We start from the raw sequence: 15,252 nt of genomic DNA, 5'->3' as shown, positions 1-15,252 counted from the left end.
CGCGATTTCGCCGGATCCTCGGCGGTGGGAACACCGGAATCGCGCGCGAGCGCGCTCCCACATCGAACGCGAGCGAGCCTGTCGATGCCCACGCTTCCGCAGACGGGCCCCATCGACTCAGGACACCAGCTTGAGCCCGACCACCGCAGCCACCACCAGCGCGACGAAAAACAGCCGCAGCGGCCGTGCCGATTCGCCGTAGCGCAGGATGCCGACGACCACCGCGCCGACCGTGCCGATGCCGACCCACACCGCGTAGGCGATCGAGATCGACATGCCGCTCTTGAGGCCCATCGACAGCAGGCCGAAGCTCAGGCCGAAACACGCGACCAGACGCGCATAGGCCAGCGCACTCGGCTTGCGCTTGATCGCGTTCATCGCGATCACACCGGCGACTTCCGCCAGACCGGCTGCCAGTACGAACAGCCAGCCGTTCAAGGCGTCTTCTCCGTATCGGCAGCCGGGGCGAGCGGTGTCACCAGCTTCAGGCCGGCAACGCCGACGACCAGCAGCGCGATCAATGCGATCTTGGCCGGCTGCACCGGCTCGTCGAACCACACGGTTTCCGCGACGACCGACGCCGCGGCGCCGAGACCGCAGAACACCGCATAGACCGAGCCGACCGGCAGGAACCGGATCGCCCGCATCAGCAGCGCGAAGTTCACCAGCAGCGCCGCCGCGGTGATCGCCCAGCCCAGCGGCGTGGTTGCGGCCTTGAGGCCGACGATCCACACCGTCTCGATCAGGCCGCCGGCGAACACCAGCGCCCAGTAGCGGCCGGTGCCGCGCGACGTCGCCATGTCAGTAGGCCACGCTGAAGCGCTGGCGCACGTGCGCCGGACGCTCGATCTCGTCGGCGAAGGCGATCGCGTAGTCCTCCATCGACACCGCGCTGTTGCCGTCGGAATCGACCATGAAGGCGTCGCCACCGAGGCGGAAGCTGCCGGTCCGCGTGCCGGGCTCGAACACCGCGCCAGGCGAGACGAAGGTCCAGTCGATGTCGCCGACGCCGCGCAGCGCTTCGAGGAACGCGCGACCGGCGCCCGCTTCGGCCTTGTACGCCTCGGGGAATCCGGGCGTGTCGATCAGGGCGACGCCGGGCGCGACTTCGAGGCTGCCGGCACCACCGACGACCAGCAGGCGGCGCACGCCAGCCTGGCGCAGGGCGTCGAGCAATACGTCTGCCGTCGACCCACCGTCGAACCGCGTCGCGCTGACCACGACGTCGTGGCCCTGCAGCAACGGCGCGACGGCTTCGCTGCGCGACGCATCGGCCGACAGCAGGGTCAGACCGGCCTGTGCCGGCGTGTCGGCGGTGTTGCGGGCGATGCCGGTCACGCGGTGGCCGCGCGCCAGCAGCTCGCTGGCGATGCGCGAGCCCGCGCGTCCGGTGATACCGATCAGGGCGATGCGCTGCATGGGGTGCACCTGCAGTGTAGGGAGGCGCCATGCTAGGCGCGCGCCCCTTCGACCGGGGTCACGACGCCGCAACCCACTGTTCCGGCGCGGCGCCGTGCCGCCGGGCCACGGTTGTGCGCACGATCCCCGGCGCATCGCGTCAGCCGTGGCGCGCCGCCCAGCTCTGGATGATGGCGGCGATCGCGCCTACGCCGTCGGTCAGCGCGGCCGGTCCCGGCTGCAGGATCAGGGGCGACTTGATCTCGTGCAGTTCGCCGTCGCGGACCGCCGGAATCACATCCCAGCCGGGGCGTGCGGCGACGCGCTCGGGCCTGAACTTCTTGCCGCACCAGGAGCCGAGAATGATGTCGGGCGCGCGCGCGATCACCGGATCGCCGTCGGCGAGAATCCGCGCCTTCGCCAGCGGTTCGGCCGACAGTTCCGGAAACACGTCGTCGCCGCCGGCGATGCGTACCAGCTCGACGACCCAGCGGATGCCGGTGATGATCGGCTCGTCCCATTCCTCGAAGTAGACGCGCGGCCGCCGCGGCAGACGCGAACTCTGCGCCTCGATCGCATCGAGTCCGCGGCGCAGCGCGTCCGCATAGGCGTCGGCGCGCGCCGCGCAGCCGACCAGCGCGCCGAGCCTGCGCACGTAGTCGACGATGCCGTCGACGCTGCGGTGGTTGCTGATCCACACCTCGACCCCACGCCGCACAAGCTCGGCCGCGATGTCGGCCTGGATGTCGGAAAAGCCGACGACGAAATCCGGCTCCAGCTTCAGGATCTCGTCGATCTTCGCGCTGGTAAAGGCGCTGACCTTGGGCTTCTCCTTGCGCGCCTGCGGCGGGCGCACGGTGAAACCACTGATGCCCACGATGCGATCCTGCTCGCCGAGTGCGTACAGGACCTCGGTCGGTTCCTCGGTCAGGCAGACGATGCGGCGTGGGCCACCTGTCACGGATACAGCATCCGCTTGCGGCAATCGCCGGCGCAGTCGCATTCGTAGAGCCAGCGCTCGTGCAACCGGTATTCGGCGCCGTACCAGAACTCGATGCGATCCGGACGCACGCGAAGACCCGACCAGCGCGGCGGACGCGGCACGTCGCGGCCCTCGAATTCGCGTTCGAGATCGGCGAGCTTCTGCTCGAAGGTGCCGCGCCCATCCAGTTCCTCCGACTGCTTCGAGGCCCAGGCGCCGAGCTGGCTGCCGCGCGGGCGCGAGGCGAAGTACGCATCGGCCTCGTCATCGGACACGATGACCACCGGCCCTTCGATCCGCACCTGCACGCCGTTGCGCACGCGCGGCCAGTGGAACAGCATCGCGGCGTGCGGGTTCTCCTGCAGCTCGCGTCCCTTGCGCCCGTCGAGATGCGTGTAGAACACGAAGCCGCGTTCGTCCCAGGCCTTGAGCAGCACGGTGCGCGCGGACGGACGACCGTCGAGCGCCGCGGTCGCGACGGTCATCGCGGTGCGGTCGGGTTCGCCGGCGGCCAGCGCCTCGTCGAACAGGGTGGCGAAGGTCTCGAGAGCTTCGGACAGCAGGGTCGTGGTGGCGGTACTCATGGTCCGATGATCGCCGCAGCCCGCACCGATGTCGAACCGCGGCGCAGCAGACGCGGCGCGAGCGGCTATCGTGTCGCGCATGCACGACGCTTCTTCCGCCGGCCCGTGGCCGGACACCCTCGTCGCCGCCCTGCTCGCCGATGTGCGCCAGGGCGATCCGCCCCGCGTGCTCGGCATCAGCGGCCTCCAGGGCACCGGCAAATCCACGCTGGCGACGCAACTGGTCGCGGCCGCCGATGCACGCGACTTGCGCGCCGCCGTGCTGTCGCTCGACGATCTGTATCTCGACCACGACCTCCGTGCCGCCCTCGCCCGCGAGGTGCATCCGCTGCTCGCCACGCGCGGCCCGCCGGGCACGCACGAAGTCGCGCTCGGCCTGTCGGTGTTCGAGGCGGTCCGCGCCGGACACGCCGTGCGCCTGCCGCGCTTCGACAAGCTCGGCGATCGTTGCCTGCCCCGGTCCGCCTGGCCGACGGTGGACGGGCTCGATCTGCTGGTGTTCGAGGGCTGGTGCGTCGGTGCGACTGCGGAAGCGCCCTCCGCGCTCGAAGCACCGCTCAACACGCTCGAACGCGACGAGGATGCCGACGGTCGCTGGCGACGACACTGCAACGACACCCTCGCCCGTGACTACCCGGCGCTGTGGGCCGCGATCGACCGCCTGCTGTTCCTGCAGCCGCCCGGTTTCGACATCGTCCCCGAGTGGCGCTGGCAGCAGGAGCAGGCCCTGCAGGCCGCCGAGCCCGGCCGCCGCGGCATGGATCGCGCGCAGGTCGCGCGGTTCGTGCAGCACTACGAACGGGTCAGCCGGCAGGCACTGCGCGTGCTGCCGGCACGCGCCGATATGGTGGTGACGCTGGACGCGCAGCGGCGGATCGTCGACTGACACCGCCGCGGCGCGCGAGGCGAGCCTGCGCTCGATCGACGCGACGCCCGCAGCCGCGAGGCTTTTATGCCGGATCCGCGTCCGTAATCATGCCGATCGCCGCATCGATCCGTGCCAGCGCCTTTTCGCGCCCCGCGAGATACACCGTGTGCCCGATGTCCGGACTCACCTGGGTCCCGGTGATCGCCACGCGCAGCGGCTGCGCGACCTTGCCCATGCCCAGACCCAGCGTCTCGACCGTCGCACGGAACGCGCCGTCGATCGCTTCCACGTTCCAGTCGGACAGCGCGGCGAACCGGTCGCGCACATCGGTCAGCGGCGCGCGCGCCTCGGCCTTGAGGTGCTTGGCGACGGCCTTGTCGTCGTAGCTTTCGATCGGGCGATACCAGACCGCCGCACGCTCGGACATTTCCTTGAGCGTCTGCACGCGATCGCGCAGCGCGACGACGACATCGGCCGGCGCCGGGCCGCTCGACAGATCGTAACCGTCGTTGCGCAGATGCCATTCGAGATGCGCGGCGACCGCAGCCGGATCGTCCGACTTCAGATACTGCTGGTTGAGCCAGCCGAGCTTGGCGGGATCGAGGCGCGAGGCCTTGGCATTGACGTCCTTGAGGTCGAACAGCGACTGCATCTCGTCGATCGAGAAGATCTCCTGGTCGCCATGCGACCAGCCCAAGCGCACCAGATAGTTCAGCAGCGCGTGCGGCAGATAGCCGGTATCGCGGTACTGCATGACGTCCGCCGCGCCGGTGCGCTTGGACAGCTTGGCGCCCTGCTCGTCGAGGATCATCGGCAGATGCGAGAACGCCGGCACTTCGGCGCCCAGCGCGCGGTAGATGTTGATCTGGCGCGGGGTGTTGTTGACGTGGTCGTCGCCACGCACGACATCGGTGATGCCCATGTCCAGATCATCGACGACGACGGCGAAGTTGTAGGTCGCATAGCCGTCGGGACGGAAGATCACCAGATCGTCGAGTTCGCTGTTCGCGATCTCGATGCGGCCCTTGACCTTGTCTTCCCAGACCACGGTGCCGTCGAGCGGGTTCTTCAGGCGGATCACGCGGTTCGGATCGTCGCGACGCGGCGCGTTCTGCTCGCGATAGGCACCGTTGTAGCGCGGCTTCGCACCGGCAGCCATCGCCGCCTCGCGCATCGCATCGAGTTCTTCCCTGGACTCGTAGGCGTAATAGGCCTTGCCGTCGGCGACCAGTTGCTCGGCGACTTCGCGATACCGCTCGAGGCGGTGCGTCTGGTAGATCGGACCTTCGTCGTAGTCCAGCCCCAGCCAGTCCATCGCCTCGAGGATCGCGTCGATCGCCGCCTGGGTGCTGCGCTCGCGGTCGGTGTCCTCGATGCGCAACACGAACTCGCCACCGCGGCGCCGCGCCTCCAGCCAGCAGTACAGCGCGGTGCGCGCGCCGCCGATGTGCAGATAGCCGGTGGGACTGGGGGCGAAACGGGTGCGGCAGGACATGCGAGGGGCGCTCGATACGGGACAGCGCGCATTCTACCCGGCGCGTCCGACCGGCCCCCGGCAGCCGCTTACAATGGCGCCATGACCACGCTCTTCATCTCCGACCTGCACCTGGATCCCGCCCGGCCGGAGATCACCGCGCTGTTCCTCGCGTTTCTCGACGGCGAAGCGCGCGGCGCCGATGCGCTGTACGTGCTCGGCGATCTGTTCGAGTCGTGGGTCGGCGACGACGATCCCTCGGAGGCCGGCACGGCGGTGGCGACGCGCTTCGCCGCCCTCGCCGACGCCGGTGTGCCGGTCGCGTTCATGCACGGCAACCGCGATTTTCTCGTCGGCCATGATCTCGCCGCGCGTGCCGGCATGCGCTTGCTGCCGGACCCGGCGGTAATCGATCTCTACGGCCGCCCGGTGCTGCTGACCCACGGCGACCTGCTGTGCAGCGGCGACGTCGAATACCAGGCCGTGCGCGCGCAGGTGCGCAATCCCGCCTGGCAGGCGCACATGCTGGCCCAACCCCTGCCCGCACGCCTCGCGTTTGCGCAACAGGCGCGCGATGCCAGCCAGGCGCGTGCGGCAACGCTGCGCACTGCCGGCACGATGGAATCGATCACCGACGTCGCCCCGGCGACGGTCGAGGAGTGGTTCGTGCGCTACGGCGTCGACATGATGATCCACGGGCATACGCATCGGCCGGCCGTGCATGCCCTGCAGGTCGCGGGTCGCGACTGCCGCCGCATCGTGCTCGGCGACTGGTTCGAGCAGGGATCGGTGTTGCGGGCGTATCCAGACGGGCGCCTGGAACTTTCAGCGCTGCCCACAGGCTGATTCCCACGGTGCTGCCCGTGGGAGCGCGCTTGCGCGCGATTCCCGCAACGGCGCCGCGGACACATTGTTCGGACATCGCGCGCGAGCGCGCTCCCACAACCGATTTCAGTCGTCCGCAACGGCCTGCAACGCCGCGAGTTCTTCTTCGCTGAAGCCCGCCGCGGCGCGCGCGTCGATATTGAACGGCCCGTGCAGCACGGCGCGCGCGTAGTCGGAAAGCAGCGCCCGGAACGTCGGTTCGGGCTGCACGCCACGGCGTTCGCAGAACCAGCGGAACCAGCGGCTGCCCGCGGCGACGTGCGCGACTTCCTCGTCGAGGATCGTCTCGAGGATGGAGACGGTCGCCTCGTCACCGAGCGCGCGCAACTTCACGATCATGCCCGGCGTCACGTCCAGCCCGCGCGCCTCGAGCACGCGCGGCACCAGCGCCATCCGCGCCATGCCGTCGTGCGCGGTCTTCTCGCACATTTCCCACAGGCCGTTGTGCGCGTCGAAGTCGCCGTAATCGAAGCCCATATCGCGCAGCCGCGTGCGCAGCAGCGTGAAATGCCGCGCCTCGTCGGCGGCCACCGACACCCAGTCTGCGTAGTAAGCAGCCGGCATGTCGCGATAGCGATAGACGGCATCCCAGCCCAGATCGATCGCGTTGAGCTCGATGTGCGCGATCGCATGGATGAAGGCGGCCCGCCCGTCCGGACTGCCCAGACCGCGACGCGGCAACTCACGTGGATGCACGAGCTTCGGGCGTTCCGGGCGGCCCGGCATGCGGATCGGCTCGGGGGCAGGCGCATCCGGATCGAGCGGCAGATCGCCGGCCGCGAAACGTGCCGCGTAGGCCGCGGTCAGCGCGACCTTGTCATCGGGATCGCAGGCATCCAGGCAATGACGCGCGGCCGCGAACAGCGCGCGCGCATCGGCCCTGCTCACGCGCGGCGCTTCTTCTTCGCCTCGTCGCTGCGCATCTGCTGCAGGCGTTCGAAATAACCCGGCTCGATGCCGGTTACGTACTCGCCGCTGAAGCAGGAGCTGTCGAACTTGCGGTCCGGGAACTTCGGACCGGCGACCGCGGATTCGAGGTCGGCGAGGTCCTGGTAAATCAGCCAGTCGCAGCCGAGGAATGCCTCGATCTCCTGCTCCGTGCGGTTGTGCGCGACCAGTTCGTCGACCGACGGCATGTCGATGCCGTAGATGTTCGGATGCCGCACCGGCGGCGCCGCCGAGGCCAGATAGACCTTCTTGGCGCCCGCGTCGCGCGCCATCTGCACGATCTGCTTGGACGTGGTGCCGCGCACGATGGAGTCGTCGACCAGCAGCACGACGCGGTTGCGGAACTCCAGCGGAATCGGATTGAGCTTGCGCTTGACCGACTTCGCGCGTTCGCCCTGCCCCGGCATGATGAAGGTACGGCCGACGTAGCGGTTCTTGATGAAGCCCTCGCGGTACTTCACGCCGAGCACGTTGGAGATTTCCAGCGCTGCATCGCGCGAGGTGTCCGGAATCGGAATCACCGTGTCGATGTCGTGGTCGGGACGCAGGCGCAGGATCTTCTCGCCCAGCGTCACGCCCATGCGCATGCGCGCCTTGTGCACCGAGATGTTCTCGATCATCGAGTCGGGACGCGCGAAATACACATATTCGAAGATGCACGGCGCATGCGGCTGCTGCGGCGCGCACTGGCGATGGTGCAGTTCGCCGCGCGCGGTGATGACGATGCCCTCGCCCGGCTCGACATCGCGCAGGCGCTCGAAGCCGAGGATGTCGAGCGCGACCGACTCCGACGCCACCGCGTATTCGGTGCCTTCGGCGGTCTCGCGCTTGCCCAGCACCAGCGGACGGATCGCATGCGGGTCGCGGAACGCGACCAGGCCCAGGCCCAGCACCGTGGCGACGACCGCATAACCGCCCTTGGCACGGCGGTTCACGCCTTCGACCGCGCGGAACGCGGCTTCCGGCGTCAGCGCCTTCTCGCGGTCCAGCTCGTGCGCGAAGACGTTGAGCAGCACTTCCGAATCCGACTCGGTATTGACGTTGCGGCGGTCGGTCTCGAACACCTGCTGGCGCAACTGGTCGGTGTTGACCAGGTTGCCGTTGTGCGCGAGCGCGATGCCGTAGGGCGAGTTGACGTAGAACGGCTGCGCCTCGTCGTGGCCTTCGCTGCCGGCAGTCGGGTAGCGGCAGTGGGCGATGCCCACGCGACCCTGCAGCAGCGCCATGGCCTTGGCGTCGAACACGTCGCGCACCAGGCCGTTGCCCTTGTGCACGCGCATCATGGTGCCGCTGGCGACGGCGATGCCGGCCGCGTCCTGCCCGCGGTGCTGCAGCACCGTCAGGCCGTCGTACAACGCGCCCGCGACTTCAGAGGTTCCGACGATCCCGACGATCCCGCACATGTTCGAATTTCCAGTGGTGGCTACGAGGCGCGAACGCCGGAGGTCTTACGGATGCGCGCGGACGATGCCGTCGACGCCGACGGCGCTGCGCGCGCGTGTCTTGAGCTGTTCGGCATCGGCGCGACTGGCGACCGGACCGGCCTTGACCCGCGTCAGGCGACCCTTGTCGGTGTCGACCGAGTCGGTGAACGCGGTGATGCCGGCACCGCGCAGACGATCACGCAGGCGGTTGGCTTCGGCGGCATTGCCGAACGCGCCGAGCTGCACGACGAAACCGGTGCCCGATGTCGGCGCGGCCGCAGGCCGGGCGGCCGGCTGCGCAGGGGTGGCGGCCGGAGGCGGCGTTTCCGCAGCCGGTGCTCGGGCGGTCTCGCGCGCGGGCGGCGTCTGCGTGCGCGGCGTCTCGGCCGGCAAGGGCTGCGTGGTCGGCGCGGCCGGCGCCTGCGCGGCGGCCGGACGCGATGCGGTCGCCGTCTCCGGCGCGGGCGTCGCCGGACGCGGCACATCCGATCGCGCACCTGCATCGAGCGCGACCACGCGCGGCGTCACATCGTCGCGGACCTGCGCGGCGCGCACGCGCACGATCTCGGCGTCGGCGCGGTTCGCATACGGTCCCAGGCGCACGCGCTGGGCCGGCTTGCCATTGAGCGTGAAGCCTTCGCGGTAGCCGGTCAGGCCCGACTCGCGCAGCTGGCGCAGGATCGCGTCCGCATCGGCTTCGCTGCCGAACGCGGCGTAATGCACCGCGTAGCCGCCACCGGCGGTGGTCACCGGCAGGGATTCGCTCTGTGCAGCGGTGTCGACGGTGGCCAGTTCAGCCCCGTCGGCGCGGGCGGTCTGCGCGGCGGGCGCGGTCTCGGACAGCGGCCCACCGGTCACCGCGCCACCGTTCGCGCGCGGTGGCGGCGCGACCAGCGGCAGATCGACGGTCTTGTAGTCGCCCTCGGGGGCGTCGGGCACCTGCAGCGGCATGTCGGGCAGGCCGCTCTCGGGCGCAGGGCCCTTGACCAGCATCGGCAGGAAAATGACGGCCAGCGCGATCAGCACGGCGGCGCCGATCAGGCGTTGTTTGAGGGCAGGCGACATGCGGGGTCCGGACACGGAAGCCGCGCGAATTATACGCGCGGCACCGATGGCGCTTCTTAACGCCTGCCCTGCAACTGCGCGAGCGCTGCGGCCGCGGTGTGGAACGAACCCAGCACCAGGATGCGATCGCCCGGCGACGCCTCGGCCAGTACGGCCGCCAGCGCGGCGTCCACGTCTTCGTGGAGGCTCGAAATGTTCGAGACGCGCCCCGACAGACGCTCACGCAACATCGCGGCATCCTGGCCGCGAGGGCCACGCAGCCCGGCGAGATGCCAGCGCGCGATCATCGGCGCCAGCGCATCGGCCACGCCGCCCGCGTCCTTGTCCGCCAGCGCAGCAAATACCGCAACGGTGCGGCCCGTGGCCGGCGCAGCCCGCAGCCAGTCGGCCAGCGCCTGCGCGGCCTGCGAGTTGTGCGCCACATCGACCACGACCTCCACGCCGTCGCGCTCGAAGCGTTGCAGCCGCGCGGCGACTGTCGCCTTCGCGACACCGGCGGCCAGCGCGGCGTCGTCCACGTCGCGGCCCAGCGCGCGCACCGCGGCGATGGCAACGGCGGCATTGCGGAGCTGCACCGGCGCAGCCAGCGCCGGCATCGGCAGCGCGACCTCGAAGCCGACCTCGCGCCAGGACCACGTGTCCCTATCCGTCGGCGCGTAGAGGAAATCGCTGCCGCCGCGGATCGCGACCGCGCCGATGCGATAGGCGTGCTGCAGCACGCTGGCCGGCGGATCGGTATCGCCCAGCACCAACGGCTTCCACGCGCGTGCGATGCCGGCCTTCTCGCGACCGATCGACTCGATGTCGTCGCCGAGCCAGTCCTGGTGATCGAGCCCCACGGTGGTAATCACCGACACGTCCGGCTCGACGATGTTGACCGCATCCAGCCGCCCGCCGAGGCCGACTTCGAGCACGGCGAGATCCAGGTCCGCGCGCGCGAACAGCCACAACGCGGCCAGCGTGCCGGTCTCGAAGTAGGTCAGCGGCGTGTCGCCGCGCGCGGCCTCGACCGCCTCGAAGGCCTCGACCAGGGCGGCATCGTCGACGTCGTTTCCATCGATGCGCACGCGCTCGTTGTAGCGGAGCAGATGCGGCGAAGTGTAGGCACCGACGCGCCAGCCCGCGGCGCGCGTGATCGCCTCGACGAAAGCCACTGTCGAGCCTTTGCCGTTGGTGCCGGCGATGATCACGACCTGCGTTGCGGGTCGCCCGCAAGCCAGGCGCTCGTAGACCGCACCAACGCGGTCCAGACCCATTTCGATCTCGGTGGGGTGACGCGCTTCGATCAGCGCGAGCCAGTCGGCGAGGGTCTTGCTCATGGCGGAATTGTAGGGCGTCGGCGTGTTGGATCGCCTGTGGCGAGGGCGCTGAGAGACGACTCCAGCGGCTCCGGAATCGCGCGCAAGCGCGCTCTCATCCGGGCTCAGAGCGCCCGATGCACCGCTTCGCCGAAGAACGCCGTGTGGTGCGCACAGTCGTTGAGCCGCACGACGTCGAGATGGTCGACATCCGCACCTTCGAGCAGGTTCAACGTCGTCGGCGCCTGGCGGAACGTCCACAGGCGGGAGAACGGGATGCCGAGGATGCGGCACAGGAGTACGCGGTTGACCGCGTCGTGGGCGACGATCAGCGCGGTGTCGTCCGGACCGAGCCCGTCGACGGCGCGCGCGAATGCCGGCCAGGCGCGATTGAAGACCTGCTGCAGCGATTCACCGCCCGGCATCAGGACGGTGTCGGGCGCGTCGCGCCACGCGGCGAGGCGCTCGGGATCGCGTTCGCGGATCTCGCTGGCGAGCAGGCCTTCCCAGGTGCCGTGCGCGATTTCGGCGAGCCCGGCGTCGGTGCGCAGCATCGATTCGCGGCCGGCGCCGAGCGCGAGACGCGCCGTGCGATCGGCGCGCGACAGGGGCGAGGCGACCGCGCGATCGATGCGCACGTCGGCCAAGCGCGCGCCCAGCAGGCCGGCTTGGCGTTCACCGACGTCCGACAGTGGAATGTCCTCCTGCCCCTGGTAACGACCTTCGGCGTTCCACGGTGTTTCGCCGTGACGGGCAAGCAGGATTCTCATCGCGCGGTTCCTCAACAATGGGCCGCCGGCGGGGCCGGCGCGGCGGATCAGTCTAAGGGACGGCGCATCGGACAGTGGCCCGCTCGACGCGTGTGCGAGCAGGTCCGATCGCCGCCGCAGGCATCGCGGCCCCGGCAGACGGCCGGGACCTTGGGCGCACGCTCAGCGCTTGGAGACGCCCATTTCCTGCAACAGGCGCGGCGCGGGATCGACTTCCTGCATCACCCAGCGGATGTAGCGCTGGTCGACCGAAATCGTGCGGGTCATCGCGGGGTCGAACACCCAGTTCGACACCACCGCTTCCCAGGTCATGTCGAACAGCAGGCCGGTCAGGCGACCGTCGGCATCGAGCACGGGCGAGCCGGAATTGCCGCCGGTCACGTCGAGGTCGGACAGGAAGTTCACCGGCACGCTGCGCAGGCGACGATCGGCCAGACCGCCGTCGCGTCGCGCGGCGATCGCGTCGAGCTGGGCCTTGGGCGCATCGAAGGGCTCGGTGCCGGTGGCCTTGTGCGGAATCTCCTCCAGACGCGTGAACGGGGTCTGCTGCGCGCCCTGCAGATTGGTGTACCCGGTGACGTTGCCGAAGGTGATGCGCAGCGACGAATTCGCATCCGGATAGACGGCTTCCTTGCGGCTGGCGCGGTAATCGGCCACGGCCTGCAGATAGGTCGGGCGCAGCTGCAGCAGGTCGCCGGCGCGCGCCTTGGACGCGAGTTCGATCTTCAGCAGCTCCGGCACGACGGCGACCGCGTACATCAACGCCGGATCGCGGCTACGCAGGAATTCATGGCGATCGGCGGCGAACCACTTCAGGCGCTCGTCGCTGTTGGACAGCGTGCTGCGCTGCAGGCGATCCAGCGCACGATCGATCGCGGCTGCATCGTTGCCGCCCAGCCAGGTGTCGATGGCCGCGATGCGCTGTTCCGGCGGCAGCTGCACGTACTGCAGCAGCGCGTAGCGCGTGAGCTCGCGATCCATCTCCGGCACGAAGCGGCGGTCCATCTGCTTCAGACCGCCTTCGATCGCCGGCAGGTCGCGCTGCTGGTAACCCTGCTCGCGCATCGCATCGGGCTTCTCCTTCTCCATCGCCAGGCGATAGAGGCGGTTGGCGGTCGACAGCAGACCGCTGTTCTCGAGCAGCGACAGCACCAGGTCGCGCTCACGCGTGGCGCGGGCCTGGCCGTCGAGGGCAACGATCTTGGCGTGCGCATCCAGCGCGGCCGCGCCCGACTCACCCTGCGACCCCAACCATTCCAGCACGGCGGCCTCTTCGGCCTGCTTGCGCGCGAGCGCGCCGATGCGGGCGAAGCCCTGCAGCTGGCCGTCGTAGTTCTTCAGCGTGTTCTGCCAGCCGCGCACCGCGCTGGCGTAACGCACGTCGATTTCCGGGTCCTGCTTGCCACGGGCCTCGACCAGGTCGATCAGCGCCCGGTAATGCCGGCCGATCTGCGGATAACGCCAGTCGACGGTTTCGGCGAATTCCTCGGCCAGCGCGTAGCGGCTGGTCCGCCCGGGATAGCCGGCGACCATGACGAAGTCGTTCTCGCGCAGCGGCTTGTCGGCCAGGCGCAGGAACCGCTTCGGGGTGTAGGGCACGTTGTCCTCGGCGAATTCGGCCGGGCGGCCGTCGCGACCGACATAGGCGCGATAGAACGCGAAGTCGCCGGTGTGGCGCGGCCACATCCAGTTGTCGACATCGCCGCCGAAGCTGCCGATGCCACCGGCGGGCGCATAGACCAGGCGCACGTCGCGGATTTCGAGGTTGCGGAACAGCCGGTACTGGTTGCCGCCGAGGAAGCTGTACAGGCGGCAGCGGTAGGCGGCATCCGCCTCGCAACGCGCGACGAGGGTCTTTTCGATGGTGTCCAGCGCAGTGGTGCGGGCCAGGCCGTCGGCGGCCGCATCGATCGCCGCGCGCACCTCGGCGGTGACGTCCTGGATGCTGTCGAGCGCGAAGATGCGCGCATTCGGACCGGCGGAGATCTCGTCGCCGATCGCGGCGGCGTTGAAGCCGTCGCGCATCAGGTTGTTCTCGGGCGTCGAATTGAGCTGGATCGCGCCATAGGCGCAGTGGTGATTGGTGATCACCAGACCCTGCGGCGAGACGAAGCTGGCGGTGCAACCGCCCAGCGAGACCACCGCGCCCAGCGGGTCGCCGGTCAGATCGGCCAGACGGTTGGGGTCCAGCTTCAGACCCGCCTTGCGCAGCGCCGGTGCGATGTCGGGCAACTGCTGCGGCACCCACATCCCCTCGCCTGCCACCGCGCCCGGGGCGCTGCCGATGGAGATGACGCCCAGCAGCGTCGCGGCGAGGAGCGGATGGCGCATGGTGATCCTGTCGGTCATGGCGGGGGGCCAAGTCTAGCCAACCCGTCCCGGCGGTGCAGGTCCGCCAGCGCGGCGTCGCGTGCGGTCGCAGCAAGGTTGCGCGCGGGCGCGCCCGTATAATCGCCGGCTCTTTCCGCCGCAGAACAGGCACGACACGATGACCCGGACAATGAAGGCGCTGGTCAAGCGCGAAGCCACCAAGGGCATCTGGATGGCGGAGGTGCCGGTGCCGACGCCGGGCCCGAACGACGTGCTGATCCGCGTCGAGAAGGCCGCGATCTGCGGCACCGACCTGCACATCTATCTGTGGGATGAATGGAGCCAGCGCACGATCAAGCCGGGTCTGGTCATCGGCCACGAATTCGTCGGCCGCATCGTCGAGCTGGGCTCGGCGGTCACCGGTTACGACGTCGGCCAGCGCGTCTCGGCCGAGGGCCACCTGGTGTGCGGCCATTGTCGCAACTGCCGCGCCGGCAAGCCGCACCTGTGCCCGAATACCGTCGGTATCGGCGTCACGCGCGATGGTGCGTTCGCCGAGTACGTGGTGATGCCGGCGACCAATCTGTGGCCGATCCCCGACCAGATCCCGAGCGAGCTGGCCGCGTTCTTCGATCCCTACGGCAATGCCGCGCACTGCGCGCTTGAATTCGACGTGGTCGGCGAGGACGTGCTGATCACCGGCGCCGGCCCGATCGGCGTGATGGCCGCGGGCATCTGCAAGCACATCGGCGCACGCAACGTGGTGGTGACCGACGTCAACGACTTCCGCCTCAAGCTGGCCGCCGACATGGGCGCCACGCGCGTGGTCAATGTGTCGAACACCTCGCTCAAGGACGTCATGAAGGACCTCCACATGGAGGGTTTCGACGTGGGTCTGGAGATGAGCGGCAACCCGCACGCCTTCAACGACATGCTCGACTGCATGTACCACGGCGGCAAGGTCGCCCTGCTGGGCATCCTGCCCAAGGGCGCCGGCATCGACTGGGACCGCATCATCTTCAAGGGCCTCACCGTGCAGGGCATCTACGGCCGGAAGATGTACGAGACCTGGTACAAGATGACCCAGCTCGTGCTGTCGGGTTTCCCCCTCGGCAAGGTGCTCAGCCACCAGCTGCCGGCCGACGAATTCCAGAAGGGCTTCGACCTGATGGAATCAGGCAAGTCGGGCAAGGTCGTGCTCGACTGGCGTTGAGCCCTCGGCGCGTCGCGGTGACGTCGGCGCGTC

General features: G+C 69.5%; 15 protein-coding genes. 3 read left to right on the top strand and 12 right to left on the bottom strand.

The window, feature by feature from the left end; genetic code table 11:
* Positions 1-117 precede the first annotated feature (117 nt).
* From E2F49_RS00365 to pdxH, 5 genes are all read right to left on the bottom strand, one after another.
* The gene (locus E2F49_RS00365) at positions 118-438 is read right to left on the bottom strand and encodes a DMT family transporter (RefSeq protein WP_082387374.1); all 321 of its coding nucleotides are present in this window, start codon (positions 436-438) and stop codon (positions 118-120) included.
* Complete coding sequence (locus E2F49_RS00360; protein WP_133392156.1) at positions 435-800, bottom strand: DMT family transporter; 366 nt, start codon at positions 798-800, stop codon at positions 435-437. Before E2F49_RS00360 ends, E2F49_RS00365 begins: the two co-directional genes overlap by 4 nt.
* Before the next feature lies 1 nt (position 801).
* Complete coding sequence (locus E2F49_RS00355; RefSeq protein WP_133392155.1) at positions 802-1,419, bottom strand: NAD(P)-dependent oxidoreductase; 618 nt, start codon at positions 1,417-1,419, stop codon at positions 802-804.
* A 139-nt stretch (positions 1,420-1,558) separates the two neighbouring features.
* On the bottom strand, positions 1,559-2,359 hold the full coding sequence (locus E2F49_RS00350; RefSeq protein WP_425481321.1) for an ABC transporter substrate-binding protein: 801 nt from the start codon (positions 2,357-2,359) through the stop codon (positions 1,559-1,561).
* Positions 2,356-2,964 carry a pyridoxamine 5'-phosphate oxidase gene (gene pdxH, locus E2F49_RS00345; protein ID WP_133392153.1) on the bottom strand — a complete coding sequence of 203 codons (609 nt, stop codon included), beginning with the start codon at positions 2,962-2,964 and terminating at the stop codon, positions 2,356-2,358. The genes E2F49_RS00350 and pdxH overlap by 4 nt, the downstream gene beginning before the upstream one ends.
* A 79-nt stretch (positions 2,965-3,043) precedes the next feature.
* Between pdxH and E2F49_RS00340 the strand changes: the two genes are divergently transcribed.
* The gene (locus tag E2F49_RS00340) at positions 3,044-3,850 is read left to right on the top strand and encodes a kinase (RefSeq protein ID WP_243713334.1); all 807 of its coding nucleotides are present in this window, start codon (positions 3,044-3,046) and stop codon (positions 3,848-3,850) included.
* A gap of 64 nt (positions 3,851-3,914) precedes the next feature.
* Here E2F49_RS00340 and gltX read toward each other — a convergent pair whose 3' ends face one another.
* On the bottom strand, positions 3,915-5,327 hold the full coding sequence (gltX, locus tag E2F49_RS00335; protein WP_133392152.1) for a glutamate--tRNA ligase: 1,413 nt from the start codon (positions 5,325-5,327) through the stop codon (positions 3,915-3,917).
* An 81-nt stretch (positions 5,328-5,408) separates the two neighbouring features.
* Here gltX and lpxH point away from each other — a divergent pair, with 81 nt between their 5' ends.
* Positions 5,409-6,152 (top strand): UDP-2,3-diacylglucosamine diphosphatase, encoded by a 744-nt coding sequence (gene lpxH / locus E2F49_RS00330; RefSeq protein WP_133392151.1) that lies wholly within the window; start codon positions 5,409-5,411, stop codon positions 6,150-6,152.
* 105 nt (positions 6,153-6,257) lie between these two features.
* On the opposite strand, the gene E2F49_RS00325 is transcribed toward lpxH, so the two are convergent.
* The 6 genes from E2F49_RS00325 to E2F49_RS00300 all read right to left on the bottom strand — a co-directional run bounded on the left by E2F49_RS00325 (position 6,258) and on the right by E2F49_RS00300 (position 14,027).
* Positions 6,258-7,079 (bottom strand): ferritin-like domain-containing protein, encoded by an 822-nt coding sequence (locus tag E2F49_RS00325; protein ID WP_133392150.1) that lies wholly within the window; start codon positions 7,077-7,079, stop codon positions 6,258-6,260.
* Positions 7,076-8,542, bottom strand: a complete 1,467-nt coding sequence (gene purF, locus E2F49_RS00320) for an amidophosphoribosyltransferase (RefSeq protein WP_055246926.1) — start codon at positions 8,540-8,542, stop codon at positions 7,076-7,078. Before purF ends, E2F49_RS00325 begins: the two co-directional genes overlap by 4 nt.
* 45 nt (positions 8,543-8,587) lie before the next feature.
* A complete protein-coding gene (locus E2F49_RS00315; RefSeq protein WP_133392149.1) occupies positions 8,588-9,628 on the bottom strand; it encodes an SPOR domain-containing protein in 1,041 nt (346 codons plus the stop codon).
* A gap of 56 nt (positions 9,629-9,684) precedes the next feature.
* Entirely contained in the window at positions 9,685-10,947 is a 1,263-nt protein-coding gene (gene folC / locus E2F49_RS00310; RefSeq protein WP_133392148.1) for a bifunctional tetrahydrofolate synthase/dihydrofolate synthase, read from the bottom strand.
* Between the two features lie 104 nt (positions 10,948-11,051).
* Entirely contained in the window at positions 11,052-11,696 is a 645-nt protein-coding gene (locus E2F49_RS00305; protein ID WP_133392147.1) for a histidine phosphatase family protein, read from the bottom strand.
* A 162-nt stretch (positions 11,697-11,858) separates the two neighbouring features.
* Positions 11,859-14,027, bottom strand: coding sequence for a S46 family peptidase (locus E2F49_RS00300; RefSeq protein ID WP_133392146.1), 2,169 nt, complete (start codon positions 14,025-14,027; stop codon positions 11,859-11,861).
* 157 nt (positions 14,028-14,184) lie between these two features.
* Here E2F49_RS00300 and tdh point away from each other — a divergent pair, with 157 nt between their 5' ends.
* The gene (gene tdh, locus E2F49_RS00295; protein WP_208004773.1) at positions 14,185-15,219 is read left to right on the top strand and encodes an L-threonine 3-dehydrogenase; all 1,035 of its coding nucleotides are present in this window, start codon (positions 14,185-14,187) and stop codon (positions 15,217-15,219) included.
* Positions 15,220-15,252 lie beyond the last annotated feature (33 nt).

The organism is Luteimonas terrae, from assembly GCF_004358165.1.
Lineage (GTDB): Bacteria > Pseudomonadota > Gammaproteobacteria > Xanthomonadales > Xanthomonadaceae > Luteimonas > Luteimonas terrae.
Note: the sequence above shows the minus strand (reverse complement) of the source record. Positions and strands in the feature narration are given on the sequence as shown.